We start from the raw sequence: 25062 nt of genomic DNA on the forward strand, positions 1-25062 counted from the left end.
ACTCAATTAAGTTCACTCAAGAATCAAACACTACACTAGCAGGCCCAGCCCCGCGCCCCACGCCAGCGGCGAGCGCTCGCGCCAAGCAAGCACCTTCGCAGGAATCCAGCGCACCTGTTTGAGCAAGGCCAGATTGAACGCCGCCCCGGCCAGACCGCAGACCACCGCGGCGATGACCACCGGCAAGACGAAGGCCAGCGGAAAAATGTCCGGCGCGGTGATCTGGCCGAAATACAGATAGTTGCCCGCCAGCGCCAAAGAGACCAGGCCGGAGAACACGATGCTGGTGATGAGCACGCCGTTGGTTCGCACCTCGAAGCTGCGGGTGAGCTCCTCGATGGCAAACAAAATCCCGGCCAGCGGGGTGTTGAACGCACCCGACAGACCCGCCGCCGAGCCCGCGAGTAGCAACAGGCGCTCCATGCGCAGCGACACACGGGGATAGAACCGCCGCATCTCGTACATGATGGACGCGCCGATATGCACCGTCGGCCCCTCGCGGCCCAGCGTCAGGCCGCCCAGCATGCCCAGCAGCCCGAGACCGATCTTGCCGATCAAGATGCGCAGACCGAACAGGCGGCGGATGCGGGTGGGGTCTGGCTGGCCATGCAGCGCCGCAATCACCTGCGGAATGCCGCTGCCCTCACTGCCGCTGAACCATTTGCGGGTCATCCATACCGCGCCGCCGGTCAACGCCGGGGTGATGAGCAGGGCCAGCCACGCCCGGCCGTCGATCCAGCCGAGAAAAATCGCCAGCACATCGTTGGTCCAATTGGCGAACTGCACCGCTGCCAACCCCACCAGGATCGCCCCCACCCAGAGCACGCCGTAATTCAGCCACGATCTGCGAAGTTCTTTTCGTGTGAGTCGCCAAATCGCAGCGGGGCGGTAACGAGCATGCATAGGGAACAAGAATAGCGGGACGGCGCGCACTGGCCATGAAGAGCAAGGCCTCTGGAATACGCGTACGGATGAAGCGGCAAAGCAGACAAAGCGTAATGGCGCGCAACTCGTCACCATACTGCACGGGGTAAATCTCAATAGAAACAGAACGTTGCCTGTGTCCCTTCGTGCAACTCAGGCATTGCACTTAAGGGTTTTTACGCACTAGGATAACCCCGCATTTTTGACAAAAGTTAAAACACAGACGCGTTCACAACCGCTGACACCTTGCGAGAAAGCCTTACCTATGCGTTCCCTTCATCTGCTCACCGTGCCGGAAAAACTGCTGCATACCGGCTTCATTTTTCTGGTCTGCATCGGCTTGCTCTGTGCCGAAGCCTATCTCTACGTCACCCACGCCGGTCTGGACGGCAAGACTGGGGTGACCCTCAAGGACATCCAGATTTCGTACTACGGCAACCGCGACAGCAGCAAGCTGCAAACCGTGCTGCCCACCATGCTCACCAACGCGGGCGTGCCGAAAGAGCAGTGGCCGCAACTGCAGAAGACCATCGACACCTGGGTGGTCGGCGGGCAGACCAAGGCCGGCTACGAGACCGAGATCAAGCCCATCCTCGCGCAACACTGCCTGATGTGCCACAGCGTGGCCATGAGCAAACAACTGCACAACCCGCCGCTGGCTTCGTATGAAGACGTGAACGCGGTGGCCAAGGTCGACACCGGCATGTCGTACAACTCGATGCTGATGACCGGCATGGTGCACCTGACCATGCTGGGGCTGATTTTCTGGGTGGCCGGCTGGCTGTTTTTGCAAACAAGGGTGCACAGCCAGATCAAGGCCATTTCGGTCATCACGCCGTTCATCGCCATGCTGCTCGATTTTTCCGGCTGGTTCCTCACCAAGCAGAACCCCGACTTCGCCTGGTTCGTGCTCATCGGCGGTGCGCTCTCGTGCCCGATCGCCANGGCTGGCGTAGCCAGGTACGCACCGTGTTGCGCGACAGCCCCGTACTGCGGGCAATCTCTCGAACGGATTTGTTCTGGCGGAAATGCATCCGCCGGATCTTGCCAATCATGTCCATGGTGATCACTCCTGCCCCCCGTGCCTAAAAAAGCAGCAGGGTAGGTGGAACACCCGGGTCAATTTTGCGTCGGCATAACCTTCAAAAGTGGGTCAATTTTCATTCGGCACGAACAGGCCAGGCCATCAGTGGTGACTAGCAGCAGCAGATCGGGTATCCGCGCGTTTGCGCAGGGCTGTGGTGAGACGGTGCAGGCCGCCCGGCAGGGCTGTGGCATGGTGGCAGTGCAAGCGCTAGCCGTGAAGCCGTGGGGGAATCCTGGGGGACAGAGTACGGGACGGTTTGGGGGAATTTTGGGGGAATCTAGGGGGAATTTATTCCCCCTAAACCCCGTTTTGGAAGAAAACAATCCCACGGCGTGGGTGTGGGCTTGTTCTATAAGTTCTTGTTTTTCTTTTGTTTTATTGGTGCGCCCGGCTGGGATCGAACCAGCGACCCTTGGCTTCGGAGGCCAATACTCTATCCACTGAGCTACGGGCGCAGGCGGAAGGTGCGTTGTGACTTCCGTGCAACGCAACATCTTAACCTGATCGGGGGCTGTCGCGGCCGTAATGTCAGGAGGGCTTCTGCTTTGGCTGCCTGCAGATTTGACTTGAATTTGACTTGAGGTTCGGTCGACAGGGGGCGACGGTATGTCGCACTACAGAATGTTTCTGAATATGATGCGAATCAAATTCAGGGCCTCTGGCGGGCGGTGTTGGGGTTGACCCCGTCGAGGGATCGTGAGCAACGCATATCATGTCGTCTGCAATTTTTCAGATTTCCACTTTTTACACTCGACCGCTATGAGCGCACCGCACTCGAATTCCCATTCCGCTTCTTCCAGTTCCGACGATGTGTCTGATCTGCCTTTTGCGCCGACTCTGCGCAAGATTCTGATGGTGATGGGCGTCGGCTTCATTGTTCCTATCGTCTTGTTGCTGTTGATTGCGTTTTACATCGGCAGCAGCAGCCAGCCACCGGCGGGTTCGGAGGCGCTGGCGACGGCTGAGGTGGATGCGCGGGTTGCTCCGGTGGGCTCTGCCGCAGTCGCGGCCAGCAGTCAGGCTGCGGCACAGCAGAATGCGGCCTCGATGACCACAGCCGCTGCGGCGCCTGCGGCTTCTGCTGCAGCGACAACGCCGGCGGGCTCAAGCAGCGGTGCCGCGGTGCCGGTTGCGGCGACCAAGGTGGACGGCAAGGGCTTGTACGAATCCACCTGTATCGCCTGCCACGGTGCGGGTGTGGCGGGCGCACCCAAGGTGGGCGACAAGGCAGCCTGGGCGCCGATCATTGCACAGGGCGACGCGGTGTTGTATGACCGTGCGATTCATGGTTATACGGGCAAGCTCGGCGTGATGCCGCCCAAGGGCGGTTCTTCGGCAAGCGATGATGACGTGAAGGCCGCTGTGGACTATATGGTGGCTCAGTCGAAGTAAGTGTCGAAGGGGGGGGCTCCCCGCCTTCGTAGTGACAAAAAGCCCGCGATCTGCGGGCTTTTTTGTCGCCAACTTCAGGGGGGATCGGGCCGAAAACCGAAGAACTCAGCAGGCGACTCGGTGAAGTGGCCGATGGTCAGGGGGGCGGCGTTGGGCAGGCAGAGTTGTGTGCCCGGGGCATCGAGATGGTCGGCGAGCAGGGCCATGTCGGCGCTGTGCAGCAGGCCGGGGCCGAGGTCGGTGCGCAGCCACACCTGACCCCGATCATCCAGCCAGAGGGATTCGACCTTGCAAGCCTGGTCGGTATGCGTGCTCCAAAGTGCGCCCGCTCTGGCATTGTGATGCAGGCGGATGATCCACGGCGTGGCTTCCAGGCTGACATCGACCCGCTGCGGGCCGTTCTGGAAGTACCACGCGCCGGTGGCATCGACGGTGTAGTTGCGGCCGATGAAAGCGGCCAGGCCCGCGTGCAGGACGGGGCCGGCGTCGGTTTTGTCCAGTCGCCCCTTTGCATCGCGAGGCCAGGTGGTGGGGCCAGCGTGATTGCGCATCCACCATTGGCCGCGCTGGTCGAGGGCCAGCCAGCCGGTGCAGCGTGGCACGCTGGGCCAGCGTGACATGGCTTGGAGTACCGCGCTGTCCATGGGTTAATTTCCGTGTTGGAAAAAGTGCAGCAGACGCTGGGGCAGCCAGTCGAGATGCCCGGGCAGGCTGCCTTGAGCAAAGCCGACGTGGCCGCCGTGGGCGGGCTGCTCAAGTCGCACCCAATCTGAGACGGCGCTGGCAACGGGTAGCACGGCGGCGGGCTGGAAGGGGTCGTTGCGCGCGTTGAGAATAAGGGTGGGGACGCGAAGCTCGCGCAGATGCGGTTTGCTGGAAGCGCGCTCCCAATAATCGGCCGCATCGCGGAAGCCGTGGATGGGGGCGGTGAAGGCATCGTCGAACTCGCCTAGATTGCGCGCACGCCGCACGCGCTGCGGATCGGCCAGCCCGTGGTGACGCGCGATCATGCGCAGGGCCTTGGGCTTGAGGGTGCGCAGAAAAAGCCGGGTGTAGATCTGGTAACTCATGCCGGTGGCGATGGCGCGGCCTCCGGCGGCCAGATCGAGCGGAGCGCTGACGGCCGCCACGGCGCGTACCCGCTGGCTGGCGGCCGCGCCCTGTTCCTGCGCCCAGCGCAAGAGCGCATTGCCGCCCAGCGACACGCCTGCGGCGTACAAGGGCGCGCGCGGGCGGGCCTTGGCGAATCTCTGGAGTATCCAGTCGATCTCGGTGAAATCGCCGGAGTGATAGGCGCGTGGCGCGCAGTTGTCTTCGCCCGAGCAGCCCCGGAAGTGCGGCACGGCGCATTGCCAGCCGACCTGGGCGCAGGCGGCGAGGATCGCCTGTGCGTAGTGGCTCTGCGACGAACCTTCTAGCCCGTGGAACAGTACCAGCAGGGGGGCGGAAGGGCCGAACGGGGCGTCCAGCCAGTCCACGTCGATGAAGTCGCCGTCGGGCGCCGTCCAGCGTTCGCGGCGCAACGCGGGGCGACGCGCGCCGGGACGTGAGATCAGTGCAGGCACCACCGTCTGCAACTGCCCGCCGGGCAGCCAAAGCGGTGCGGTATAGGGAGTTGCGGCCTTGGTCGAAGACACGGTGCGGGTAAGGAGGCCGAGCGGGACGCTATTCGTCGACACCCTCTCAGTGCAGGACGTCGGTCGGCGCCATGGCGGCCAGCGGCGCCTGCGGCGCGCCGGGGCTGGCGTGGTGCAGCACGATGCGCCACCCGGCGGCGGTCTGGACGAACAGATTGGTGGCGAGCACGAAGCCCCATTGCGGCTGGCCGTCCACATCGAGCGGCACGCGTTCGACCACGCTGTGCGCGGCGCTGGTCATGCTGTGCCAACGGTGCTGTACCTCGGCATTGATCTGCAAGCCGCCGTTGACAAACAGTTGCGCGAAGCCCTCGCGTATCGCTGCCTGACCGTCCAGCCGTTGGCCGCCGGGATGAATGCAGCAGATCTCGTCTTCTTCCGACCACAGGGCCATCAGCGCGTCGAGATTGCCGCTGGAAAGGGCCTCGTAGAACGCGGCTTCGACATCATCGGGCGAGTTGGTCCAGGGGGTTTGGGGCGGGAGCTTGCGGCGCGGCATGATGGGTCTCGGTCGTTGTGTCGGGTCAGCGGAACACCACGGTTTTGTGGCCGTTGCGCAGAATGCGATGCTCCACCTGCCAGCGCACGGCGCGCGCGAGCACGACGCTCTCCACATCCTGGCCGACGGCGGTGAGGTCGGCCGCACTCATGGTGTGGTCGACGCGTTCGACGTCCTGCTCGATGATGGGGCCTTCGTCGAGATCGGCGGTGACGTAATGCGCCGTGGCGCCAATGAGCTTGACCCCGCGCGCATAGGCCTGCGCGTAGGGGCGCGCGCCCTTGAAGCTGGGCAGGAAAGAGTGGTGGATGTTGATGGCTCGGCCTTCGAGCTGGGCGCAGAACTCAGCGCTCAAAATCTGCATATAGCGCGCGAGCACCAGCAGCGCCGCGCCGCTTTGTTGCATCACGCCGAAGAGGGCCTGTTCCTGCGCCCGCTTGGTTTCGGCGGCTTCTCCGGCCTTCAGCGGAAGATGGTGAAACTCGATGCCGTAGCTGCGCGTCAGATCGGCGAAAGTGGTGTGATTGGAGACGACGGCGGCGATGTCCATCGCCAGTTGCCCGGCCTTCCAGCGGTAGAGCAGATCGTTGAGGCAATGGCCGTACTGACTGACGGCGATGACGACCTTGGGGCGAATGCGCAGATCGTGAAACTGAGCCTGCATGTCGAAGCGCTTGCGCACATCGCCGAACAACAGCGCGAGCTGGGAAGCGTCTTGTAGATGTTCCGGGGCGGAGAAGTGCACCCGCATGAAAAACAGCCCGGTGTCGGCGTCACCGTATTGCTGCGAATCCATGATGTTGCAACCCGCCTGATAGAGCAGGCCGGAGACCGAATGCACGATGCCTGGTGCGTCCGGGCACGAGAGGGTGAGAACGAATTCTGGCGGGGTGTGAGGCATACCGGGCCGTGCGGGACGGCAGCAAAGAAGGGCAAGCCCGCGATTTTAGGGGCCCGGAAGCGAAGAGAGAACTAGAGGCGGAAATAGAGGCGGCGTATTAGCGAGTGAGCTGTACCGATCCCTGCACCGTGAGCTGCAGCGGGGTACGCCCTGTGGCCAGGGGTACGGCGGGTGCTTGCTCTTCGGCCATGGGCGCGGCGGCGCGCATCATCATGGGGCGGGGCTGCGGTAGTTGTCCCTGCGTGGGTTCGATGCTCAGGGTGCGCAGGGTGTAGCTGCCGTAGCCCAGCGCACGCGCCGCCGTAGCGGCCTTGGACTTGAAGCGTGCAATGGCCGAATCGATCAGTGCGGTTTCCTCGCGGTCGCGCAGGGCCTTGGAGAGTTCGAAGCCGTTGGATTCGATCATGAAGCCCTGCTGCGCCAGTTGCCCGACCATCTTGCCCAAAGCGGCAAAGTCGTGCGACTTGAGCACCAGTCCGGCGCGCACCGTCCAGCCGTCGCGTTGCGACTGATTGTTCACCGTTTTCCAGCGTGGCTGGGTGGTGAACGCCCCACTGCTGGCCTCGATGTCGGGCACGGTGCGGGCCTGCTTCAAGGCCGCTTCGAGCGACTTGCTGACTTGCGCGGTGAGGTTGGCCGGGTCAGCCCCGTTGCGTTCCACGGCCAGAGTCATCACCGCGAGGTCGGGCACCACTTCGACCTGCGCCGTGGCCTGCAGATCGACCACCCCAGCGACCACCCCCGCGACGACTCCCGGGGTGGGCTGCGCAAGGGACTGCGCCTGCGCGGCAGAGCAGAACACGCAGAACAGAAGGCTGGCGAGCCATAGGCCGGCGACGGGTGAAACTGGACGCGAAACAGGACGTGATGACATGGTTTTTCTCGCAGACAAAGATCGGACGCGACTGGCGCAGACCCCAGACGCAAACCCTTAAGCCGAGTCTAAGGCAAGGCAGCGAACATTCCACCATCGCAACTCGTTTGAATCGTTTCGGAGGCAGTCATGCAAAGCAAAAAATCGAAGGTTTCGTCAAAACTCTGGGCCGCACTGGCGGCAGCGGGCATCATCGCCGGAGCCGGCACCATGGCCTATCAGTTCAGCTATGCCGAGACAGCGCCGCAGGTTGAAATGAACCACAAGGTCGTGCCGCTATTCAACAATCCGCCGGCCGCACCAGCGACCAATGTGGCGGTGAACGCGCCGAACTTCGCTTCCATCGTCAAGGCCTACGGTTCGGCGGTGGTGCACATCAATGTGAAGGGCGAAACCAAGGAAACGGTGCAGCAGCAACAGATTCCCAAGCAGTTCCAGAACGATCCGTTTTTCCGCTTCTTCCAGCAATTCAACAACGGTCAGCAGCAGGAAGTGCCGACCGAAGGGCTGGGCTCGGGCTTCATCATCAGCTCCGACGGGCTGATTCTGACCAACGCGCACGTCGTCAAGGGCGCCAGCTCGGTGCGTGTGACCCTCACCGACCATCGCACTTACAAGGCCAAGGTGCTGGGCTACGACACCAAGACCGACATCGCGGTGATCAAGATTCCGGCGACCAATCTGCCCACGGTGCGGCTGGGCAACCCGTCCAATCTGGAGCCGGGTGACTGGGTGCTGGCCATCGGTTCGCCCTACGGCTTCTACAACACGGTGACCGCGGGAATTGTGAGCGCCAAGAGCCGCTCGCTGCCCGACGACAGCATGGTGCCCTTCATTCAGACCGACGTGGCGGTGAACCCCGGCAACTCGGGCGGGCCGCTGTTCAACACCAAGGGTGAAGTGGTCGGCATCAACTCGCAGATCTTCACGCAGACCGGCGCGTTTGAAGGGCTGTCATTCGCCATCCCGATCAACGTGGCCGAGCGCGTGGCCAAGCAGATCATCGAGCATGGCAAGGTGCAGCACGCACGGCTGGGTATTGCGGTGCAGACCGTGTCGCAAAGTCTGGCCACTTCCTTCGGTCTGCAGACCCCTCGCGGTGCGCTGGTCGCGCAGGTCGAGAAAGACAGCCCGGCATCCAAGGCCGGTCTCCAGCCGGGCGACATCATTCTCAGCGTGAACGGCCAGCCGGTGAACGATTCGGCCGATCTGCCGATGATGATCGGCCTGTCCGAGCCCGGCAGCAAAGTGACCCTGGGCGTTTGGCACGATCACAAGCAGCAGACCATCACCGCCGTTCTGGGCAACTTCAGTGACAACGTGACCCTCGCTTCGGCCAGCCCGGGCGCGCAGGGCGATCACGGCGGGCTGGGTCTGGTGGTGCGCCCGCTCAACGCCAATGAAGAGCAGCAGGCCGGCGTGTCGCATGGTCTGTTGGTCGAGGGCGTCAGCGGCCCGGCGGAACAGGCCGGCATCCAGCCTGGCGACATTCTGATCGCGGTCGACGGCAAGTCGGTCAGCAGCATCGATCAGGTGCGTGGCATCCTGAAGAGTGCGGGCAAATCGGTGGCCTTGCTGATTCAGCGCGGCAGCAACCGCATCTTCGTGCCGGTACAGGTCGGCTGAAATCTTTCCTCAACTTCCTTTCCTCCAAGCAGTGTTTCGCGGGGCCGCTGGCCCCGCTTTTTTATGCGCGGTCGTGTCGCGAGCTGGTTCTACACTGAGCTTTTTGGATTGGAGAATTTCATGTCGATCGCACAAAACCTCAAGAATCTGGGCATCAGCCTGCCACCGGTTTCCACCCCCGCCGCTGCCTATGTGCCGTTTGTGCAGACCGGCAATCTGGTGTTTCTTTCAGGCCATATTGCGAAAAAGGAGGGCAAGGTGTGGGTCGGTCAACTGGGCACCGATATGGACACAGCCACCGCCAAGGAAGCAGCGCGGGCCATCGCCGTCGACCTGCTGGGCACGCTGCAGGCCGCAGTGGGTGATCTGGAGCGGGTCAAGCGCGTGGTGAAACTGCTGGGGCTGGTGAACTCGGCGCCCGGCTACACCGAACATCATCTGGTGATCAACGGCGCGTCGGAGCTGATCGCGCAGGTGTTCGGCGAGCGCGGCGCGCATGCCCGCAGCGCGTTTGGCGTGGCGCAGTTGCCGATGGGCGCCGCAGTGGAAATCGAATTGATCGCCGAGGTGTGAGAGGGTGTGAACAAATCCGCCACGTCCGCTCCTCGCGCCCAAACACCCCCGTTCGGCGTTGCACTCGGTGTCGTAATTGAGCGCCGTGCCGACGGGCACGGCTGTGCTTTGCGTCTTGACCGGGGGCGTTTGGACGCGCTGCTCGGTCACGCCGGATTCATTCACACCCTCTGAGGTGATACGCAAAGCCGAGCTGGGCGACGCCGAGGCGCTCGCCGCACTGTCGGGTCAACTGGGCTATCCCGCCACCGCGGCCCTCATGCGGGAGCGGCTTGCACTCATCTTGCCATCAGCCGATCACGCGGTGTTTGTGGCCGAAGTGCAAGGGCGAGTGGTGGCCTGGACGCATGTGCTCAAAGTGCTGCATCTGGAGTCCGGGCTCTGCGCCGAAATTGCCGGGCTGGTGGTGGACGAGGCGCACCGCAGCGAAGGCCTGGGAGCGGAGCTGGTGCGCCGCGCCATCGACTGGACGCGCTCGCAGGGACTGGCCGTGTTGCAAGTCCGCAGCCGCGCCGAGCGCCTGCGCACCCATCAGTTCTATTTGCGTCTGGGTTTTGCCCAGACCAAGGTGCAGCACCTGTTCGAGCTGCGCGTGCCGGACTGAGCGTCAAGGAAACTAGAATGCTGCCGGTTTGCCGTACCGGGTTGCGGCACTTTCACGGTTCAGGGAGGAATCGGCATGTTTTTTCAGGATGATGACAACTACGTTCCCATTGTCGGCGTGGTTCTGGCGACCGTGCTCGCGACGGTGGCGGTGATTGTCGGCGTGGCCATCAAAGATGGCGGCGGGGCGCAAGGGCAGGCCGCAGCCGCACCGGCCACAGCTTCCGCGCCGTCCGCCCCCATGCTGGCGACCTCGATGCCGCAACCGATGAATGCAGAGGCCGATGGCGCTCGCGTGGTGGTGGAAAACGGGGTGGTCAAGTTCTACTTCGCCAGTGGCAAGGCCGATCTGGCGGCGGGCGCTGATGCCGCGCTCAAGCAAGTTGCCGAGGCCGTGGCGCAAGGGCACTCGGTGGTGATTAGCGGCTATCACGACGCGACGGGTTCCGCGGCGCTGAATGCCGAGTTGGCGAAGAAGCGCGCTTTCGCGGTGCGCGATGCGCTGGTGGCGCAAGGCGTGCCGGTTGATCGCATCACCCTCGAAAAACCGGCGGAAACGACGGGCGGCGCCAGCGGCGTCGAAGCTCGCCGGGTAGAGGTGGTGGTGAAGTAAAACCGCCGCACGACAACGCAAAAACGCCCTGCCTTTGTGCAGGGCGTTTTTGTTGGCGTTCTGTTTTACGCGCGGCTCAAGCGGTCCGGCTTGAACGTCACCTCGAGCTTGCGACCGCGCCGGGCGCGTTTGCCGACATAAGCGGTTTGCTGTGCGGCGCTGAGTGTGGCGCTGCGTTCCGTTCCGCCACGACCCTTGCCGCTCACGAGCAGGGCGTCGCGCTCGGCGGCCAACTGCGCCACGCTTTGCAGGGTTTCCTTGGCGTCGAGCGCCATCAGGGTGATGCCCCTTCCGCCGCGGGCCAGAGTTTTGACTTCTGCGGCCGGATAGAGCAGCAGGCGGCCGTCTGCGCTGAGCGTGGCCAGACGCCCGACAGGGCTGCCGTCGGCGTCGGTGTCGAGCACCAGCGGGCGCTGCAGGGCGTCGCCGTCTTCGAGGGTGACGAAGGTCTTGCCCGCGCGTTGGCGGCTCTGGGCATCGCTGATGTGGGTGACAAAGCCGAAGCCCTGCGCCGTCCACAGCAGCAGCGCCGTGGTGCGGGCGCCCGCGAGGTAATGCAGGGCCTGGGTGCCCGGTGCGAGTTCGATGAAAGAGGTGACGGGCTGGCCGTCGCCGCGCCCGCCGGGCAGGTCGGCGACCTCGATGGAATAAACCCTGCCGTCGCTGCCGAGCACGACGAGCGGATCGACGCTGCGGCATTCGAACGTGGCGTAGAGCGCATCGCCCGGCTTGAAGGTGAGGGCGGACAGCACCAGGCCGTGGCCTTTCTGCGTGCGCAGCCAGCCTTTTTGCGACACGATGACGGTGACGGGTTCATCGACCACCTTGACCTCGGCCACGGCGCGTTGCTCGGCCTGGATGAGGGTGCGGCGGTCGTCGCCGAACTGTTTGGCGTCGGCCTCGATTTCGCTGATGATCCGCCGGGTCATGGCTTTTTCGTCGGCGAGCAGTTTTTGCAGCTCGGCGGCTTCAGTGCGCTGGGCGGCGAGTTCCTTGTCGATGCGGATGGCTTCCAGCCTTGCGAGCTGGCGCAGCCGCATGTCGAGAATGTCGTCGGCCTGCAAGTCGGTGAGATCGAAGCGCGCCATCAGCGCCGGCCTGGGGTCGTCGCTGTTGCGGATGGTGTCGATCACCTCGTCGAGATTGAGCAGCACCTGCTGCCGCCCTTCGAGGATGTGGATGCGCGCGTCCACCTGTTCCAGGCGATGCTTTGAACGACGCTGCACCGTGTCGCGGCGGTAGGCAACCCACTCGCGCAGAATGTCCATCAGCCCCTTCTGGCGCGGCTTGCCGTCGGTGCCGATCATCACCAGATTGATCGGCACGCTGGTCTCGAGGCTGGTGCGGGCGAGCAGGGTGTTGACGAATTCGGCCTGATCGATGCGCGAGCTGCGCGGCTCGAACACCAGCCGCACCGCGGCTTCGCGGCCCGACTCGTCGCGCACCGTATCGAGCAGGTTCAGCAGGGTGGCTTTCAGTGCGATCTGCTCGGGCGCCAGCGCCTTCTTGCCAGGGCGGATTTTGGGGTTGCTGAGCTCCTCGATTTCTTCGAGCACCATTTGTGTGCTGGTGCCGTGCGGCAGTTCGTTGATCACCAGTTGCCATTGGCCGCGTGCGAGTTCTTCCACCGTCCAGCGGGCGCGCACCTTCAGGCTGCCACGGCCGACGGCATAGGCGGCGGTGATGTCCTGCGGGCTGGAGATGAGCTGGCCTCCGGTGGCGAAGTCGGGTCCGGGCATCAGCGCCAGGGCGTCGGCGAGTTCGAGGCGGGGATTTTTGAGCAGGGCGACGCAGGCGCTGGCGACCTCGCGCAGGTTGTGGGCCGGAATCTCGGTGGCCATGCCCACGGCGATGCCGCTGGCACCATTGAGCAGCACGAAAGGCAGCCGCGCGGGCAGCAGCCGGGGCTCGGTGGTCGAGCCGTCGTAGTTGGGAATGAAGTCGGCGGTGCCCGCATCGATCTCGCTGAGCAGCAGCCGGGCGATGGGCGCCAGGCGCGCTTCGGTGTAGCGCATGGCGGCGGCGCCGTCGCCGTCGCGCGAGCCGAAGTTGCCCTGACCGTCGATCAGCGGATAGCGCTGCGCGAAGTTCTGCGACAGCCGCACCAGGGCGTCGTAGGCGGCCTGGTCGCCATGCGGGTGAAAGCGGCCGAGCACGTCGCCCACCACGCGCGCCGATTTGACCGGCTTGGCATCGAACGCCAGCCCCATGCGCCACATGGCGTAGAGAATGCGCCGCTGCACCGGCTTCAGACCGTCGCACACATCGGGCAGGGCGCGGCCCTTGACCACGGAAATGGCGTAGTCGAGATAGGCGCGGCGGGCATAGTCGCCCAGCGCCAGCGAGTCGGTGTCGTCCTCAGGCCGGTTGTCGAATTCGAGGGTGGCTTGTTCGCTCATATCAGATGTCCACTTCGATCTGGTCGCCGTATTCCTCCATCAGCCCGCGGCGCGCCTGGGCTTCACCTTTGCCCATGAGCTGATGGAACAGAGCTTCTGCGTCGTCGGGCCGCACGCGGTACAGACGGCGGGTGTCGGGGTTGAGGGTGGTGTCCCAGAGTTGCTCGGCGCTCATTTCGCCCAGGCCCTTGAAGCGCGAAATCTGCCAGGCGCCGTCCTTCAGGCCGTCCTTGCGCAGTTTGTCTTGTGCGGCCTGCAGTTCGGCGTCGTCGAGCACGTAGATCTTCTGCGCCGGTTTCTTGCCGCGCGCGGGCGCGTCGAGGCGGTAGAGCGGGGGGCGGGCCACGCAGACATGACCGCGCTCGATGAGCTTGGGAAAATGGCGGAAGAACAGGGTGAGCAGCAGCACCTGGATGTGCGAGCCGTCCACGTCGGCGTCGCTCAGAATGCAGATCTTGCCGTAACGCAGGTTGCACAGGTCCGGCGAGTCGTCCTTGCCGTGCGGATCGACGCCGATGGCCACGGCGATGTCGTGGATCTCGGTGTTGGCAAACAGCCGGTCGCGTTCGACCTCCCAGGAATTGAGCACTTTGCCGCGCAGCGGCAGCACGGCCTGGAACTCCTTGTCGCGGCCCATCTTTGCCGAGCCTCCGGCGGAATCGCCCTCTACCAGAAAGAGTTCGTTGCGTTCGGTATCGCGGCTTTCGCAGTCGGTCAGTTTGCCCGGCAGCACGGCCACGCCCGAGCCCTTTTTCTTCTCCACTTTCTGCGCCGCGCGCAGGCGGCTCTGCGCCTGGCGGATGACCAGTTCAGCGAGCTTCTTGCCCTGATCGACCCGCTCGTGCAACCAGAGTTCGAGCGTGGGCCGCACGGCCTGGCCGACCAGGCGCAGCGCATCGCGGCTATTGAGCTTTTCCTTGATCTGGCCCTGGAACTGCGGATCGAGCACCCGCGCGGAAAGCACGAAGGACGCCCGCGCGAACAGGTCTTCGGGCAGCAGTTTCACGCCCTTGGGCTGCAGGTTGTGTAGCTCGATGAAACCCTTCACCGCCTGGAACAGCCCCTCGCGCAAGCCGGCTTCGTGCGTGCCGCCGGCCGGGGTGGGAATGAGGTTGACGTAAGACTCGCGCAGCACCGCGCCCTCTTCGGTGAAGGCCACGCACCAGGCCGCACCTTCGCCTTCGGCGAAACTCTCCTGTTCTGAAGCGCTGGCGTAGTGCTCGCCTTCGAACAGGTCGATGTAGGGCTCGGCGGGCAGACTGCTGAGCAGATAGTCGCGTAGTCCGCGGGCATATTCCCAGTGCGTGGTGTCGCCGGTTTTCTCCTGGATCAGATCGACCTTCACCCCGGGCAGCAGCACTGCCTTACTGCGCAGCAGATGGGTGAGTTCGGCCAGCGGAAGATGCGGGCTGTCGAAGTATTTGGCATCGGGCCAGACGCGCACACGGGTGCCGCTTCTGCGCTCATCGCGTGCGGCCTTGCGCACCGTCAGCGGCTCGATGACGTCGCCACCTGAAAACACCAGATGCGCCACCTGGCCGTCGCGCCAGACGGTGACCTCCAGCCTTGCCGCCAGTGCATTCGTGACCGAAACGCCCACGCCGTGCAAGCCGCCCGAGAAGCTGTAGGCGCCGCCCTGCAGCTTGTCGAACTTGCCCCCTGCATGCAGCCGGGTGAACACCAGCTCGACCACCGGCGCGTTCTCTTCCGGGTGCAGACCGAAGGGGATGCCGCGACCGTCGTCTTCCACGCTGATGCTGCCGTCGGTGTGCAGCGTAACGGCGATGTGCTGGCAGTATCCGCCCAGGGCTTCGTCAGCGCTGTTGTCGATGACTTCCTGCACGATGTGCAGCGGGTTGTCGGTGCGGGTGTACATGCCCGGCCGCTGGCGCACGGGCTCCAGGCCCTTGAGCACGCGGATGGACGATTCGGAATAGGCGGGAGGTCGGCGACTGGCCATGGAGGATCGGAAAATTATCCACAGGGGTGCCACCGGTGCCCAGTTATCCCCAGCGGCTGGGGAAAATGTCACACCGGATGGGCGGAAAGCCCTGATTTCATGCGGGTTGATCGGGCTGCCCAAAAAAAAGGCAGGCCGTTGTGTCGGTCAGTTCTGCGCGGCGCGAGGTCGCGCAGAACTGAGTGAGGATTGTAGGCAGGGGCGCGAGTAGGGAAAACCAGGGAAGGGCAACGGGAAACGCGAGGGGACGCGCAGGCCCTTACTGCATTTCCAGATCGGGCAACACCGCGTCGAGTCCGGCCTGGGCGCATTCCTCGTCGACCTTGCCGTCCGGCGCGCCGCTCACGCCCACGGCGCCGTACATCCGGCCCCCGGCTTCGATCGGCACGGAACCCGCGGTGAAGGCCAGGCCGTCGCCCAGCAGCGCCAGGGGCGAGGCGGCTTGCGGCCCCATGGCGGTGCCTTTGATGCCGAACATGGCGGCGGTGTAGGCCTTTTGCCGACTGATGGCCAGTGAGACCGGCGGGGCCAGGGTGTCGCGCAGCGTGGCCTGCACGATGCCGTTGCGATCGACCACGGTCACGCTGACCTGCAAGCCCTTGGCGCGGCAGGTCTTGATGGCGCCCTGCGCGATGCGCTCGGCGGTCTCAAGGGTAAGTCGGTGGACCGTGACGGTGAGCGGCTCGGCCGCGAAGGCGGGTGCGGACAGCAAGGCGCACAGACCGAGCGCCGCGGGTAAACGAAGGGAAGCTTTCATGTTGTCTCCTGCAGAATTTTTTTGGGGATGGGCAGGCAGTGTGCGTGACGCAGTATGGCACAGCAAAAGCCGCTTTGCCTGCGGGCAGGAAGGCTGATTTAGCGAGCCACCAGCCCACCCCGAAACCCTTCGCTTCGCTCGGCTCTCTGTTCTGGGCACTATGGACTCTTGGGACGGTCCGGCGCGTCTGTCATGAGTTTGTCCAGCGTGGGCGCGATCGCCTGGGCGATGCGTTGCATGCCTTGCGCATCCGGGTGGAGCAGCACGGTTTGATGCGCCTCGTGCCCTTCGAGATAGAGCGCGGGATCGGGCTGGCCTTGGGCGTCGAGCAGCACATGGCCGACATTCAGGAAGGTCACAAAGGGGCTGTGGGCATAACGCTGTGCCAGCGCGGCGTTGATCTTGAGGGTTTCGGCGCTGATCCAGGCCGAGCGCTTGCTGGGCAGCACGCCGAGCAGCAGCACCGCGGTGTGCGGCAGCAACTGGTGCACCTTGTCCACCACTGCCTCGATGCCCGGCACGGTCAGGTGTGCGCCCCAGTGCGGCCGTCCCAGATTGTTGGCGCCGATCAGCAGAATGCAGACCTTCGGAGACAGCCCCTGCACCTGCCCGTGATCGAGTCGCCACAACACACTGGAGGTGGTATCGCCGATGAAGCCGAGATTGAGCGGCTGGTAGCGTCCGTATTCGCGTTGCCAGATGGGCTGGTAGTCGGCCCAGGGCTGCGGGCTGCTGCGCTCCCAGTTCTCGGTGATGGAGTCGCCCAGCCAGACGAGTTCTGGCTGGCTGCGGCGCACCTGTTGCAGCGACGCTTCAAAGCGCTTGCGCCACCACGGCAGATCCATGCGGCCGATGGGCGTCGCGGCCAGATTGACTGCGGCTCGCGCCTGGGCGGCTTTCAGCCACGGGCTGAACAAAAGCGTACCTGCCGCGGCCCTCAGCAGTAAACGACGCTGCATCGCAGGCGACGAGAAGGACGGTTCGGGGTCGGGCAGTGGAGGCATGGGAGAGGGTTCAGTAAGAGAAACAGCCAGAGAAACGCCGCGCTTACGGTGCTGACTTCGTGAAGCAGTGCGCAATTTTCAACAATTCTTAGCGCTGCGTGAGAGGCTAGGGGCCGACAACGTGACGGATTTCACGGACAGGGCGGCGCAACTTCCAGAGAATCCAGTCAAGCCAGAGCCGTTAGCGAATCTGGTGCAGGAATAATGCTTATCTTTCGTTGATTTCTCCAGTTTGTCTGGATTGTCAACAAGTTTGGTTCTTTGCTGACAATTATCGACCGATTTTTTGGGATGTTTTTCTCTTCATGAAATGTCGTTTTCTGCCCTGAAACTTTGACTCACTGACCCTGCTCTGCAACGCCCTCATGTGCTCCGTTTCCACCCGCTCCGTGATTCGCTGGCTGTTCTGGTCAGTGGGCCTCGCTGCGTGTTACATCCTGGTGGCCTGGCTGGTGCTCGGGGTGCGGTCGAGCGAGCTCATTCTGTGGCCTTCTGCCGCCGTTGCGGCCTTCGGCCTGATTGCGCGCGGGCCGTCGATGGTGCCGGCCATCGCGCTCGCGTCCTGGGTGAGCGACTACATGCTGTTGGGCTGGGGACTGCAGGCCAGTGCCTTGATCGCGGCGGGCGACGTCCTCGGGCCGCTGCTCGGTCTGTGGCTGCTGCGGCGACGCGCGCGCTGGCAGGGTTTCGAGACGACGGCCGACGGTCTCTGGTTCATCGGCGCCATGGGCGTAATCGGCGCGGGGGTCTCTGCGGCCGTGGGGGCCGCTGCCGCGGCCACCTTCGGTTTTGGCCAGACCCCCGTTTCGCCCGATCTGGGCGTGCAATGGTGGGTGACCGATATGGCCAGCATCGTGGTGCTCACCCCCGCCGCCGAACTGCTGCGCCGGGCGTCGCTGCAGACCTTGCGGGCGGCGTTCAACGGGGAAATGGTGTGGCTGCCGGCGCTCGCGGTGATCGGCACTCTGCTGGTCTATCTCATGCCAGTCGGCCAGAGCGCGCTGCCCATCGGGTTGGCGAGCTTGGTCATGTTGCCGCTGCTGTGGTCGGCGATGCGCCTGCCGCTGGCGGTTTCCGCCGCCTTGAGCGCGGTCATCAGCCTGCTGATCGTGACGGCGACCGTGCTGCAGCATGGCCCGATGTACAGCATGCTGGGCAGCGACCGCTTCATGTCCATGCAGATCATTTTGCTGGCGTTCGCCAGCGCCATGCTGCTCGCCGGATTGCTGGCCAACGAGCGCACCGCTGCGATCAAGCAGGTGCGCGACATCAATGCCACGCTGGAAAAAAAGGTCAACCGTCGCACCGCCGCGCTGCAGATCAGCCAGGCCACCACACAAGCGCAGTTGCGGTTTCAGGAATCGCTGCTCAACGCCCTGCCCAACCCGGTGGCGTTCAGCGATCCGCAGGGGCGGTTCACCCGGGTGAACGTCGCCTTCAACCTGCTCGTCGGGCTCAGCGGCCCGGAAATTCACGGCCGTACCGGAACGCAGATTCTCGGCACGACGCTGGGCCGCATTTGGGAAGACATGGACAGCGAGTTGCTCTCCGGCAGCCTGCAGGTCACGCGCGAAGCGCCTTATCTGCATCCCGATCATGAGCCCACGGTGTGGATTTTGAACAAGGCGCTGGTGCGTGACGCGGTCAGTCGCCAGATCGTGGGCGTGGTCACCAGCATGCAGGACATCACCGCCATCAAGCAGTTGCAGCAGCAACTCAGCGAAGACGAGCAGCGCTTTCGCTTCCTCGCGGAAGAGTCGCCGGTGCCGCTGGTCATCACCCGCACCAGCGACGCGGCGCTGCTGTTTTCCAACAAGGTCGCCGACAGTCTGTTCCGCGGCTCGTATGCGGAGCACGCCGGGCAGTCGATGCGGCCTCTTTGGGGCGACTCGGTCGATCGCGATCAACTGCTGGCTCGGCTGCAACGCGAAGGCGGCATCGTGCGCGGCGTGGAGGCCCAATTCCGTCGGTTCGACGGCACCGAGGTCTGGCTGCTGCTGTCGGTCACCCGAGGGCGTTACCGCGACGACGACGCGCTGATCTTCGCCTTCAAGGACATCACCGAGGCCAAGGCGCGCGAAAGCGAATTGCGCAATCTGGCCTACACCGACACGCTCACCGGCATTCCGAACCGCCGCTACTTTCTGGCCCGCGCCGCACTGGAGCTGCGCCGCGCGCAGCGTGAGGGCAGCCCGTTCGTGGTGCTGGCGCTGGACATCGACCGTTTCAAACAGATCAACGACCGCTTCGGCCATCAGGTGGGCGACGCTGTCATTCGCTGTTTTGCGCAAACCTGCATGCAGCAGTTGCGCGGGCCCGATCTGTGTGGACGGCTGGGGGGCGATGAGTTCGCCATTCTGCTGCCGCAGACCACGCGGCAGGTCGCGTTCGATGTGGCGCAGCGCCTGCGGCTGTCCATTCAGGAAGCCAGCTGCCTGCCCTCGAGCGCGCCTGATGGCTTGACGCTGACCACCAGCATCGGCATTGCCGAGTTCCTTCCCACGTCCACCCTGATGGACGCCGACGAATTGCTCGACCGCGCCGACCAGGCGCTCTACCGCGCCAAACAAGCCGGACGCAACCGGGTGGAAATCTGGACGGGTGAAGCCCCGGCGCCGGTGTAAGGCGGGGCGCTCGATCAGCCCTGCTTTTGATCGAGCAACCAGCGGTAGAGCGCATCGCGCTTCAGCCCGGTGAGGTCGGCCGCCACCGCGGCCGCGCGTGAGGCGGGCAACTCCTGTGCCAGCCGCTGCAGCAGGGCGATGGCTCGGGTGTCGAGTTCCGCTACCGCCGCGCGCGGCTGCAGCAGCAGCACGAATTCGCCCTGCGCCCGCCGGGGATCGGCATCGAGCCAGTCGAGCGCGGCTTGCGGCGTGCAGGGCAGCAGGGTTTCGAACTGTTTGCTCAACTCCTTGGCGAGGACGAGCTGCGCTTGCGCGTCCAGATCCAGCAAGGTGAGCAGGCAGTCGCGCAGCCGGTGCGGGGCTTCGAAAAACACCGTCACCCGCGAAGCCTGTAGCGCGGCTTGCAGAAAGGCGCGCAGTGCCACGGCCTTTTCGGGCGCGAAGCCCGCGAAGCAATAACCCGAGTGCAGATCGAGACCGCTGGCGCTGAGCGCCGTCGTCACCGCGCTGGCGCCCGGCAGGGGCATTACCCGCAGCCCTGCGGCATGAGCGGCGGCGGCGATGCGGCTGCCCGGATCGCTGATGCCCGGCGTGCCCGCGTCGCTGACAAAAGCCACGCGCTCGCCCGCGGCCACTGCGGCGACGATGTGCTGAGCGGCCTGCGCCTCGCGGTGCTGGTCGCAGCGCAGCGTGGGTTTGCGCAGCCCGTAGGCTTCGAGCAGACGCTGCGCCACCCGGGTGTCTTCGGCCGCGATGCGGTCGGCATGGTGCAGCGCGGCCAGGGCGCGCAGGCTGATGTCGGCCAGGTTGCCGATGGGCGCGGCCACCATGTAGAGCGCGGACGGAAAATCCTGCTGGGCGCAGAATTCCAGTGCGGTTTGGAGGGGAGTGGACATGGCGGGCATGTTGCAAATGTGGAAGCAGCGCGCGGCGCGCCGTCTGGGGCAGTCGGCAGAAGCGCAGGCCTGTGCCGAGTTGCAGGCCCGCGGCTTGCGGCTGGTCGAGCGTAATTATCGGGTGCGGGGCGGCGAGATCGACCTGATCATGCGCGCGGCCGACGGCACGCTGGTCTTTGTCGAGGTGCGCGCCCGCAGCAACGCGGCGGCGTATGGCGGGGCGGCGGGCAGTGTCGATGCGCGCAAACGCCGCCGTATTGTGCTGGCCGCGCGTCACTATCTGGCGCGTCTGGTCGAGGAGCCGACATGCCGTTTCGATGTGGTTGCGCTGGAAGCCGACAAGCTGGAGTGGCTGCCCGGCGCGTTTTCGGCAGAAGAGTGACGACGCAGTCAGGACAACACGCAGGCCGCACAGGCACTCGACCCCGACTAACATCGCCCTTTTGTCTCTCAGTCACATCATGCTAGAGCAGCGTATCCAGCAGCATTTTTTCGACAGCGCCGATCTGAAGTACCAGGCGGCCGAGGCGCTGACCGGGCCGATCGCGCGCGCCGTCGATGTGCTGGCGACGGCGGTGTCGAATGGGCACAAGATTCTGATCTGCGGCAACGGCGGATCGGCCGCCGACAGTCAGCATCTGGCCGCGGAACTGGTCGGCCGCTTCGAGCGCGAGCGCCCCGAACTGGCCGCCATCGCCCTCACCACCGACACCTCCACCCTCACCGCCGTGGCGAACGATTACGGTTTCGACCATGTGTTCGCCAAGCAGGTGCGGGCGCTGGGTCTGCCCGGCGACGTGCTGGTGGCGTTCAGCACCAGCGGCAATTCGTCGAGCATCGTCGAAGCCGTGCGGGCCGCGCAGGCCAGAGAGATGAGCGTACTGGCGCTGACCGGGCGCACCGGCGGCCGGGTGGCCGGCCTGCTGCGCGAAGCGGATGTGCATATCGCCGTGCCCAACGACCGTACCGCCCGCATCCAGGAGGTGCATCTGCTGACGTTGCATTGCCTTTGCGATGGCTTAGACTGGGTGCTGATGGGTGAACCGGAGTCTTTGGCATGACACAGATGAACGTGGATATTTGTTCCAAATCGGCTTCCGCCGCGAGCGGCGTGCGTCGTTCGCGCGGTTTGTGGCGCGCGGCCAGTCTGCTGACCGTCGTGCTCGCGGCCACGCAGTTGCAGGGCTGCTTCGTGCTGGGCTTGGGCGCGGTGGGTACCACCGCCTATGTGGCAACCGACCGTCGCACGGCGGGCTCCATCCTCGAAGACAACACCATTGAGCTCAAGGCGGACAACCGCATTTCTTCCGCCCTGGGCGCCGGTGTCAATGTGCGCGCCGTGAGCTACAACCAGCAGGTGCTGCTGGTCGGCCAGGTTCCCAACGAGGCTGACAAACAGAAGGCCGAAGAGGTCGTCAAGGGCGTGCCCAATGTCAAGGCCGTGCTCAACGAAATCGACATCGGGCCTGTGGCCGACCTCAACCGCAGCGCCACCGACACCCTCATCACCACCAAGGTGCGCGCCCGCCTGATCGACGCCCGCGATATTTTCGGCAATGCGTTCAAGGTGACTACGTCCAATAGTGTGGTCTATCTCATGGGCATCGTCACGCAGCGCGAGGCCGACCGCGCCGTGCAGATCGCACGCGACACCACGGGCGTGTCGAAGGTCGTGACCATGTTCAACATCATCACCGAGCAGCAGTTGCAGGACATGCGCAACCCGCAAAAAGAAAACGCACCGCCGCCCGAGCCACGCGGCAATAATCCTGCCTAAATTTTTTCTACCTCTCTCTCAACCCAAGGACTGATTATGAGTTTGCGCGACGTGCCTGCGGGCAAAAGCCTGCCTGACGACTTCAACGTAGTGATCGAGATTCCCGCGCACGCGCCGCCGGTGAAGTACGAGGTGGACAAGGCCAGCGGGACGCTGTTCGTCGATCGCTTCATGTCCACCGCGATGCACTACCCGTGCAACTATGGCTACATTCCGCAGACCCTGTCGGAAGACGGCGACCCGGTGGACGTGCTCGTGGTCACCACCATTCCGCTGGTGCATGGCTGCGTGGTGCGTTGCCGCCCCATCGGCATGCTGAAAATGACCGACGAAGCCGGGGTGGACGCCAAGCTCATCGCCGTGCCGGTGGAAAAACTGCTGCCGCAGTACCGCCACATCCAGAAGCCCGAAGACTTGCCGCCCGAACTGCTCAAGCAGATCGAGCATTTTTTCAACCACTACAAAGACCTCGAAGCGGGCAAGTGGGTGAAGACCGAAGGCTGGGCCGGGATTGATGCCGCGCGGGCCGAAATCACCGCCAGCGCCGCGCGCTACACGGCCAAATAATCGTCGTCAGTAAAACGACAAAGGCCACTCTCGGGTGGCCTTTGTCGTTTGTGGACGGGCGGTTTCAGTCGTTCTTGTCACGCAGCCGCTTGAGCAGCGACGAGGTGTCGAGCCGCCCGCCGCCTGCCGCCTGCACATCGGCGTAGAACTGATCGACCAGGGCTAAGACCGGCAGCCGCGCGCCGTTGTGGCGGGCCTCTTGCAGACACAGACCGAAGTCTTTGCGCATCAGATCGACGGCAAATCCGAAGTCGTAGCGGCCTTCGATCATGGTCGGGCCGCGGTTGTCCATCTGCCAACTCTGCGCCGCACCTTTGCCGATCACCTGCAGCACCGTGGACAGATCCAGCCCGGCGTGTTCGCCAAAGGCGATGGCCTCGGCCAGGCTTTGCACCACGCCGGCGATGGCGATCTGGTTGACCATCTTGCAAAGCTGCCCGGCGCCGTTGTCGCCCAGCCGGGTGACGGCGCGGGCGAACGCGGCAATCACCGGCTGCGCTCGCTCGAACGCTGGGGCCTCGCCGCCGCACATCACGGTGAGTGTGCCGTTCTGCGCACCGGCCTGCCCGCCCGAGACGGGGGCGTCGAGAAAAAACAAGTCGCGTTCGCGCGCCGCAAGGCCCAGCTCGCGGGCGACATCGGCCGAGGTCGTGGTGTGGTCGATGAACACCGCGCCGGGCTGCATGCCGGCGAAAGCGCCGTCCGGGCCGAGGGCCACGGCGCGCAGGTCGTCATCGTTGCCGACGCAGGAGAACACGAAGTCGGCCCCCGCTGCGGCCTCGCGCGGTGTCGCCGCTGAATGACCGCCGTTGCGGCGCACCCAGTCGTGCGCCTTGCTCGCGGTGCGGTTGTAAACAGTCACGCGGTGCCCGACGCGGGCCAGATGCCCGGCCATCGGGTCGCCCATGACGCCCAGGCCGAGAAAAGCGACGGTGTGAGTTGCAGAGTCAGGGAGGGTGGGAGTGTTCATAGGGTAGAAAAGCGTTTGGAAAAATGGATCACAGCAGCCAGAAGCAGCCCATCGCTACCGCGGTGGGCAGCAGGGCGGCGGCCAACAGGCCCAGCGGCTGCACCGCCCCTTCGTCAAAACAGCTGCGCAGCAGGGCGATGCCAGCCGGATTGGGGGCGTTGGCAATGACCGTAAGGCCGCCGCCGCTGACCGCCCCCGCCACCAGCGCGTATTTGAATTCGGGGCTCAGGCCCTGCACCAGCGAGCCGAGGTAGGTCAGAGCGGCGTTGTCGGTGATGGCCGTCAGCGCCGTGGCGCCGAAAAAAACCGCCGTCGCATCCATGCGGGTGAGCAGCGGTTGCAGCCACCATTGCTGCAGGCCGCCCAGCACCACCAGCCCGCCCAGAAAGAAGCCCACCAGCATGCCTTCCTTGAGCATCAGGGTGTCTTGATACCGGGCGTAGGCAGTGGCAAAACCGACGAAAAACAGCAGCAGGGGAATGAACACCGCCGGGTGGTGAGCGAACACCACGACGGCCACCAGAAACAACAGGTGGATGCCGATGACGCTCAGCGGCGCGCGTTGTTGTGTGGGGTCGGGCGTATCCACCGCAGCCGGTCGCGCCAGGCCGGCCAGTTCTCGGCGGAACATCAGGGTGGCGCCCACGGCGTTGATCACTACCGCGATGGCGGCTTTCCAGCCGAAATGGGTGAACATGAAGCCCAGATCCCACTGCCAGGTCGAGGCCACCATGAGTACCGGCGGCGCGGCGAAATGGGTGAGCGTGCCGCCAATGGATACGTTGACGAACAGCACCCCCAGGGTGAGGTATTTGAGGCGCAGCGACACTTCGGCGCGAAAAATGCGGTCGCGCAGCAACAGGGCGGCCAGGGTCATGGCTGCCGGTTCGGTGATGAACGAACCCAGCAGCGGCACGAGCACCAGCAGAAGCAGGTAAAACATGATCGCGCCCGGCAGGGGAAGGGCGCGCTCCAGCCCGTTGACGACGTCGCCCGCAGCCTGAAGAATGGGCCGGGTGCCTGCGATGACCATGATGGCGAAGACGAACAGCGGCTCGGTGAAATCGCGCGAGTCGATGTAGCCCACCGCTTCATGCTGCCCCAGCGTGGCGAACAAAAACACCATGAGCACCATGGCCCAGAAACCAAACACCACCTCGACCTCGCCGAGCAGATGCCACAGCCCGGCGTGCGCGGGCTGGCGGTGCGCCAGGCCCTCGAAGAATTTGGTGGAAAAGGTATGGATCACCGCAATGGCAAACAGGGCGGCGCCTACGTACTGAACATAAGCGGGGGTCGAGTCGGTCATGGGTTCGGGTGGATTGGCGGCAAGCGCAACAGACCCTGATGGTATCGGCCGAAGCGGCGGCGCGCCGCGG

At 64.5% G+C, this 25062-nt stretch carries 23 protein-coding genes, 1 tRNA gene and 1 pseudogene; 10 read left to right on the forward strand and 15 right to left on the reverse strand.

The annotated features are described in order from the left end of the window. Nucleotides 1–30: 30 nt before the first annotated feature. The 3 genes and pseudogenes from BIO17B3_RS12690 to BIO17B3_RS12705 all read right to left on the reverse strand — a co-directional run bounded on the left by BIO17B3_RS12690 (nucleotide 31) and on the right by BIO17B3_RS12705 (nucleotide 2466). Nucleotides 31–903 carry a chloride channel protein gene (locus tag BIO17B3_RS12690; protein ID WP_232054226.1) on the reverse strand — a complete coding sequence of 291 codons (873 nt, stop codon included), beginning with the start codon at nucleotides 901–903 and terminating at the stop codon, nucleotides 31–33. 971 nt (nucleotides 904–1874) lie between these two features. Then, nucleotides 1875–1985, reverse strand: a pseudogene (locus BIO17B3_RS12700) (sigma factor-like helix-turn-helix DNA-binding protein); the annotation flags it as partial. Nucleotides 1986–2390: 405 nt separating this feature from the next. After that, nucleotides 2391–2466, reverse strand: a tRNA-Arg gene (locus BIO17B3_RS12705). Nucleotides 2467–2770: 304 nt separating this feature from the next. Here BIO17B3_RS12705 and BIO17B3_RS12710 point away from each other — a divergent pair. Continuing rightward, nucleotides 2771–3403, forward strand: coding sequence for a cytochrome c5 family protein (locus BIO17B3_RS12710; protein ID WP_156054296.1), 633 nt, complete (start codon nucleotides 2771–2773; stop codon nucleotides 3401–3403). A 74-nt stretch (nucleotides 3404–3477) separates the two neighbouring features. Here BIO17B3_RS12710 and BIO17B3_RS12715 read toward each other — a convergent pair whose 3' ends face one another. The 5 genes from BIO17B3_RS12715 to BIO17B3_RS12735 form a co-directional block, all read right to left on the reverse strand. Further along, nucleotides 3478–4047, reverse strand: a complete 570-nt coding sequence (locus tag BIO17B3_RS12715) for a DUF2946 family protein (protein ID WP_156054297.1) — start codon at nucleotides 4045–4047, stop codon at nucleotides 3478–3480. A 3-nt stretch (nucleotides 4048–4050) separates the two neighbouring features. After that, nucleotides 4051–5082 (reverse strand): YheT family hydrolase, encoded by a 1032-nt coding sequence (locus BIO17B3_RS12720; RefSeq protein ID WP_156054298.1) that lies wholly within the window; start codon nucleotides 5080–5082, stop codon nucleotides 4051–4053. 4 nt (nucleotides 5083–5086) lie between these two features. After that, the gene (locus tag BIO17B3_RS12725; RefSeq protein WP_013122223.1) at nucleotides 5087–5539 is read right to left on the reverse strand and encodes a nuclear transport factor 2 family protein; all 453 of its coding nucleotides are present in this window, start codon (nucleotides 5537–5539) and stop codon (nucleotides 5087–5089) included. A 25-nt stretch (nucleotides 5540–5564) separates the two neighbouring features. After that, nucleotides 5565–6440, reverse strand: a complete 876-nt coding sequence (gene purU / locus BIO17B3_RS12730; protein WP_156054299.1) for a formyltetrahydrofolate deformylase — start codon at nucleotides 6438–6440, stop codon at nucleotides 5565–5567. A 97-nt stretch (nucleotides 6441–6537) separates the two neighbouring features. Then, nucleotides 6538–7314: an SIMPL domain-containing protein gene (locus BIO17B3_RS12735; protein WP_156054300.1), complete on the reverse strand. Its 777-nt coding sequence runs from the start codon at nucleotides 7312–7314 to the stop codon at nucleotides 6538–6540. A 129-nt stretch (nucleotides 7315–7443) separates the two neighbouring features. On the opposite strand from BIO17B3_RS12735, the gene BIO17B3_RS12740 reads away from it, so the two are divergent. The 4 genes from BIO17B3_RS12740 to BIO17B3_RS12755 all read left to right on the forward strand — a co-directional run bounded on the left by BIO17B3_RS12740 (nucleotide 7444) and on the right by BIO17B3_RS12755 (nucleotide 10729). Then, nucleotides 7444–8940 carry a Do family serine endopeptidase gene (locus BIO17B3_RS12740; RefSeq protein ID WP_156054301.1) on the forward strand — a complete coding sequence of 499 codons (1497 nt, stop codon included), beginning with the start codon at nucleotides 7444–7446 and terminating at the stop codon, nucleotides 8938–8940. Between the two features lie 120 nt (nucleotides 8941–9060). Beyond that, nucleotides 9061–9513: a RidA family protein gene (locus tag BIO17B3_RS12745; protein WP_156054302.1), complete on the forward strand. Its 453-nt coding sequence runs from the start codon at nucleotides 9061–9063 to the stop codon at nucleotides 9511–9513. 175 nt (nucleotides 9514–9688) lie between these two features. Then, nucleotides 9689–10117, forward strand: coding sequence for a GNAT family N-acetyltransferase (locus BIO17B3_RS12750; protein WP_156054303.1), 429 nt, complete (start codon nucleotides 9689–9691; stop codon nucleotides 10115–10117). A gap of 75 nt (nucleotides 10118–10192) precedes the next feature. Further along, entirely contained in the window at nucleotides 10193–10729 is a 537-nt protein-coding gene (locus BIO17B3_RS12755; protein WP_232054285.1) for an OmpA family protein, read from the forward strand. A gap of 65 nt (nucleotides 10730–10794) precedes the next feature. On the opposite strand, the gene parC is transcribed toward BIO17B3_RS12755, so the two are convergent. The 4 genes from parC to BIO17B3_RS12775 form a co-directional block, all read right to left on the reverse strand. Continuing rightward, nucleotides 10795–13128 carry a DNA topoisomerase IV subunit A gene (parC, locus tag BIO17B3_RS12760; RefSeq protein ID WP_156054304.1) on the reverse strand — a complete coding sequence of 778 codons (2334 nt, stop codon included), beginning with the start codon at nucleotides 13126–13128 and terminating at the stop codon, nucleotides 10795–10797. A 1-nt stretch (nucleotide 13129) separates the two neighbouring features. Beyond that, nucleotides 13130–15088 carry a DNA topoisomerase IV subunit B gene (locus BIO17B3_RS12765; protein ID WP_156054305.1) on the reverse strand — a complete coding sequence of 653 codons (1959 nt, stop codon included), beginning with the start codon at nucleotides 15086–15088 and terminating at the stop codon, nucleotides 13130–13132. Nucleotides 15089–15347: 259 nt separating this feature from the next. Next, nucleotides 15348–15845 (reverse strand): heme-binding protein, encoded by a 498-nt coding sequence (locus BIO17B3_RS12770; protein ID WP_013122231.1) that lies wholly within the window; start codon nucleotides 15843–15845, stop codon nucleotides 15348–15350. Nucleotides 15846–16003: 158 nt separating this feature from the next. After that, nucleotides 16004–16849 (reverse strand): GDSL-type esterase/lipase family protein, encoded by an 846-nt coding sequence (locus BIO17B3_RS12775; protein WP_197737905.1) that lies wholly within the window; start codon nucleotides 16847–16849, stop codon nucleotides 16004–16006. A gap of 365 nt (nucleotides 16850–17214) precedes the next feature. Between BIO17B3_RS12775 and BIO17B3_RS12780 the strand changes: the two genes are divergently transcribed. Further along, the gene (locus tag BIO17B3_RS12780) at nucleotides 17215–19473 is read left to right on the forward strand and encodes a diguanylate cyclase (RefSeq protein WP_156054306.1); all 2259 of its coding nucleotides are present in this window, start codon (nucleotides 17215–17217) and stop codon (nucleotides 19471–19473) included. Between the two features lie 14 nt (nucleotides 19474–19487). Here BIO17B3_RS12780 and rsmI read toward each other — a convergent pair whose 3' ends face one another. Next, nucleotides 19488–20369, reverse strand: a complete 882-nt coding sequence (gene rsmI / locus BIO17B3_RS12785) for a 16S rRNA (cytidine(1402)-2'-O)-methyltransferase (protein ID WP_172979013.1) — start codon at nucleotides 20367–20369, stop codon at nucleotides 19488–19490. A gap of 7 nt (nucleotides 20370–20376) precedes the next feature. Here rsmI and BIO17B3_RS12790 point away from each other — a divergent pair, with 7 nt between their 5' ends. From BIO17B3_RS12790 to ppa, 4 genes are all read left to right on the forward strand, one after another. Beyond that, entirely contained in the window at nucleotides 20377–20751 is a 375-nt protein-coding gene (locus BIO17B3_RS12790; RefSeq protein ID WP_156054308.1) for a YraN family protein, read from the forward strand. Nucleotides 20752–20830: 79 nt separating this feature from the next. Next, the gene (locus BIO17B3_RS12795) at nucleotides 20831–21430 is read left to right on the forward strand and encodes a phosphoheptose isomerase (protein WP_013104663.1); all 600 of its coding nucleotides are present in this window, start codon (nucleotides 20831–20833) and stop codon (nucleotides 21428–21430) included. Continuing rightward, the gene (locus tag BIO17B3_RS12800; protein ID WP_156054309.1) at nucleotides 21427–22146 is read left to right on the forward strand and encodes a BON domain-containing protein; all 720 of its coding nucleotides are present in this window, start codon (nucleotides 21427–21429) and stop codon (nucleotides 22144–22146) included. Before BIO17B3_RS12795 ends, BIO17B3_RS12800 begins: the two co-directional genes overlap by 4 nt. 36 nt (nucleotides 22147–22182) lie before the next feature. Then, the gene (gene ppa, locus BIO17B3_RS12805) at nucleotides 22183–22713 is read left to right on the forward strand and encodes an inorganic diphosphatase (RefSeq protein ID WP_013104665.1); all 531 of its coding nucleotides are present in this window, start codon (nucleotides 22183–22185) and stop codon (nucleotides 22711–22713) included. Between the two features lie 64 nt (nucleotides 22714–22777). Here ppa and BIO17B3_RS12810 read toward each other — a convergent pair whose 3' ends face one another. Beyond that, on the reverse strand, nucleotides 22778–23683 hold the full coding sequence (locus BIO17B3_RS12810; protein WP_156054310.1) for an NAD(P)-dependent oxidoreductase: 906 nt from the start codon (nucleotides 23681–23683) through the stop codon (nucleotides 22778–22780). Between the two features lie 28 nt (nucleotides 23684–23711). Beyond that, entirely contained in the window at nucleotides 23712–24992 is a 1281-nt protein-coding gene (locus tag BIO17B3_RS12815) for a putative Na+/H+ antiporter (RefSeq protein WP_156054311.1), read from the reverse strand. Nucleotides 24993–25062 lie beyond the last annotated feature (70 nt).

The organism is Thiomonas sp. OC7 (assembly GCF_900634595.1).
In the GTDB taxonomy this organism is placed as follows: domain Bacteria; phylum Pseudomonadota; class Gammaproteobacteria; order Burkholderiales; family Burkholderiaceae_C; genus Thiomonas; species Thiomonas arsenitoxydans.

Bases quoted from the DNA above. Each gene is read 5' to 3' on its own strand.
- BIO17B3_RS12690 (WP_232054226.1), bottom strand. From the start codon at position 903: ATGCATGCTCGTTACCGCCCCGCTGCGATTTGGCGACTCACACGAAAA.
- BIO17B3_RS12710 (WP_156054296.1), top strand. From the start codon at position 2,771: ATGAGCGCACCGCACTCGAATTCCCATTCCGCTTCTTCCAGTTCCGAC.
- BIO17B3_RS12715 (WP_156054297.1), bottom strand. From the start codon at position 4,047: ATGGACAGCGCGGTACTCCAAGCCATGTCACGCTGGCCCAGCGTGCCA.
- BIO17B3_RS12725 (WP_013122223.1), bottom strand. From the start codon at position 5,539: ATGCCGCGCCGCAAGCTCCCGCCCCAAACCCCCTGGACCAACTCGCCC.
- purU (WP_156054299.1), bottom strand. From the start codon at position 6,440: ATGCCTCACACCCCGCCAGAATTCGTTCTCACCCTCTCGTGCCCGGAC.
- BIO17B3_RS12735 (WP_156054300.1), bottom strand. From the start codon at position 7,314: ATGTCATCACGTCCTGTTTCGCGTCCAGTTTCACCCGTCGCCGGCCTA.
- BIO17B3_RS12740 (WP_156054301.1), top strand. From the start codon at position 7,444: ATGCAAAGCAAAAAATCGAAGGTTTCGTCAAAACTCTGGGCCGCACTG.
- BIO17B3_RS12745 (WP_156054302.1), top strand. From the start codon at position 9,061: ATGTCGATCGCACAAAACCTCAAGAATCTGGGCATCAGCCTGCCACCG.
- BIO17B3_RS12755 (WP_232054285.1), top strand. From the start codon at position 10,193: ATGTTTTTTCAGGATGATGACAACTACGTTCCCATTGTCGGCGTGGTT.
- parC (WP_156054304.1), bottom strand. From the start codon at position 13,128: ATGAGCGAACAAGCCACCCTCGAATTCGACAACCGGCCTGAGGACGAC.
- BIO17B3_RS12765 (WP_156054305.1), bottom strand. From the start codon at position 15,088: ATGGCCAGTCGCCGACCTCCCGCCTATTCCGAATCGTCCATCCGCGTG.
- BIO17B3_RS12770 (WP_013122231.1), bottom strand. From the start codon at position 15,845: ATGAAAGCTTCCCTTCGTTTACCCGCGGCGCTCGGTCTGTGCGCCTTG.
- BIO17B3_RS12775 (WP_197737905.1), bottom strand. From the start codon at position 16,849: ATGCCTCCACTGCCCGACCCCGAACCGTCCTTCTCGTCGCCTGCGATG.
- BIO17B3_RS12780 (WP_156054306.1), top strand. From the start codon at position 17,215: ATGTGCTCCGTTTCCACCCGCTCCGTGATTCGCTGGCTGTTCTGGTCA.
- rsmI (WP_172979013.1), bottom strand. From the start codon at position 20,369: ATGTCCACTCCCCTCCAAACCGCACTGGAATTCTGCGCCCAGCAGGAT.
- BIO17B3_RS12790 (WP_156054308.1), top strand. From the start codon at position 20,377: ATGTTGCAAATGTGGAAGCAGCGCGCGGCGCGCCGTCTGGGGCAGTCG.
- BIO17B3_RS12795 (WP_013104663.1), top strand. From the start codon at position 20,831: ATGCTAGAGCAGCGTATCCAGCAGCATTTTTTCGACAGCGCCGATCTG.
- BIO17B3_RS12800 (WP_156054309.1), top strand. From the start codon at position 21,427: ATGACACAGATGAACGTGGATATTTGTTCCAAATCGGCTTCCGCCGCG.
- ppa (WP_013104665.1), top strand. From the start codon at position 22,183: ATGAGTTTGCGCGACGTGCCTGCGGGCAAAAGCCTGCCTGACGACTTC.
- BIO17B3_RS12810 (WP_156054310.1), bottom strand. From the start codon at position 23,683: ATGAACACTCCCACCCTCCCTGACTCTGCAACTCACACCGTCGCTTTT.
- BIO17B3_RS12815 (WP_156054311.1), bottom strand. From the start codon at position 24,992: ATGACCGACTCGACCCCCGCTTATGTTCAGTACGTAGGCGCCGCCCTG.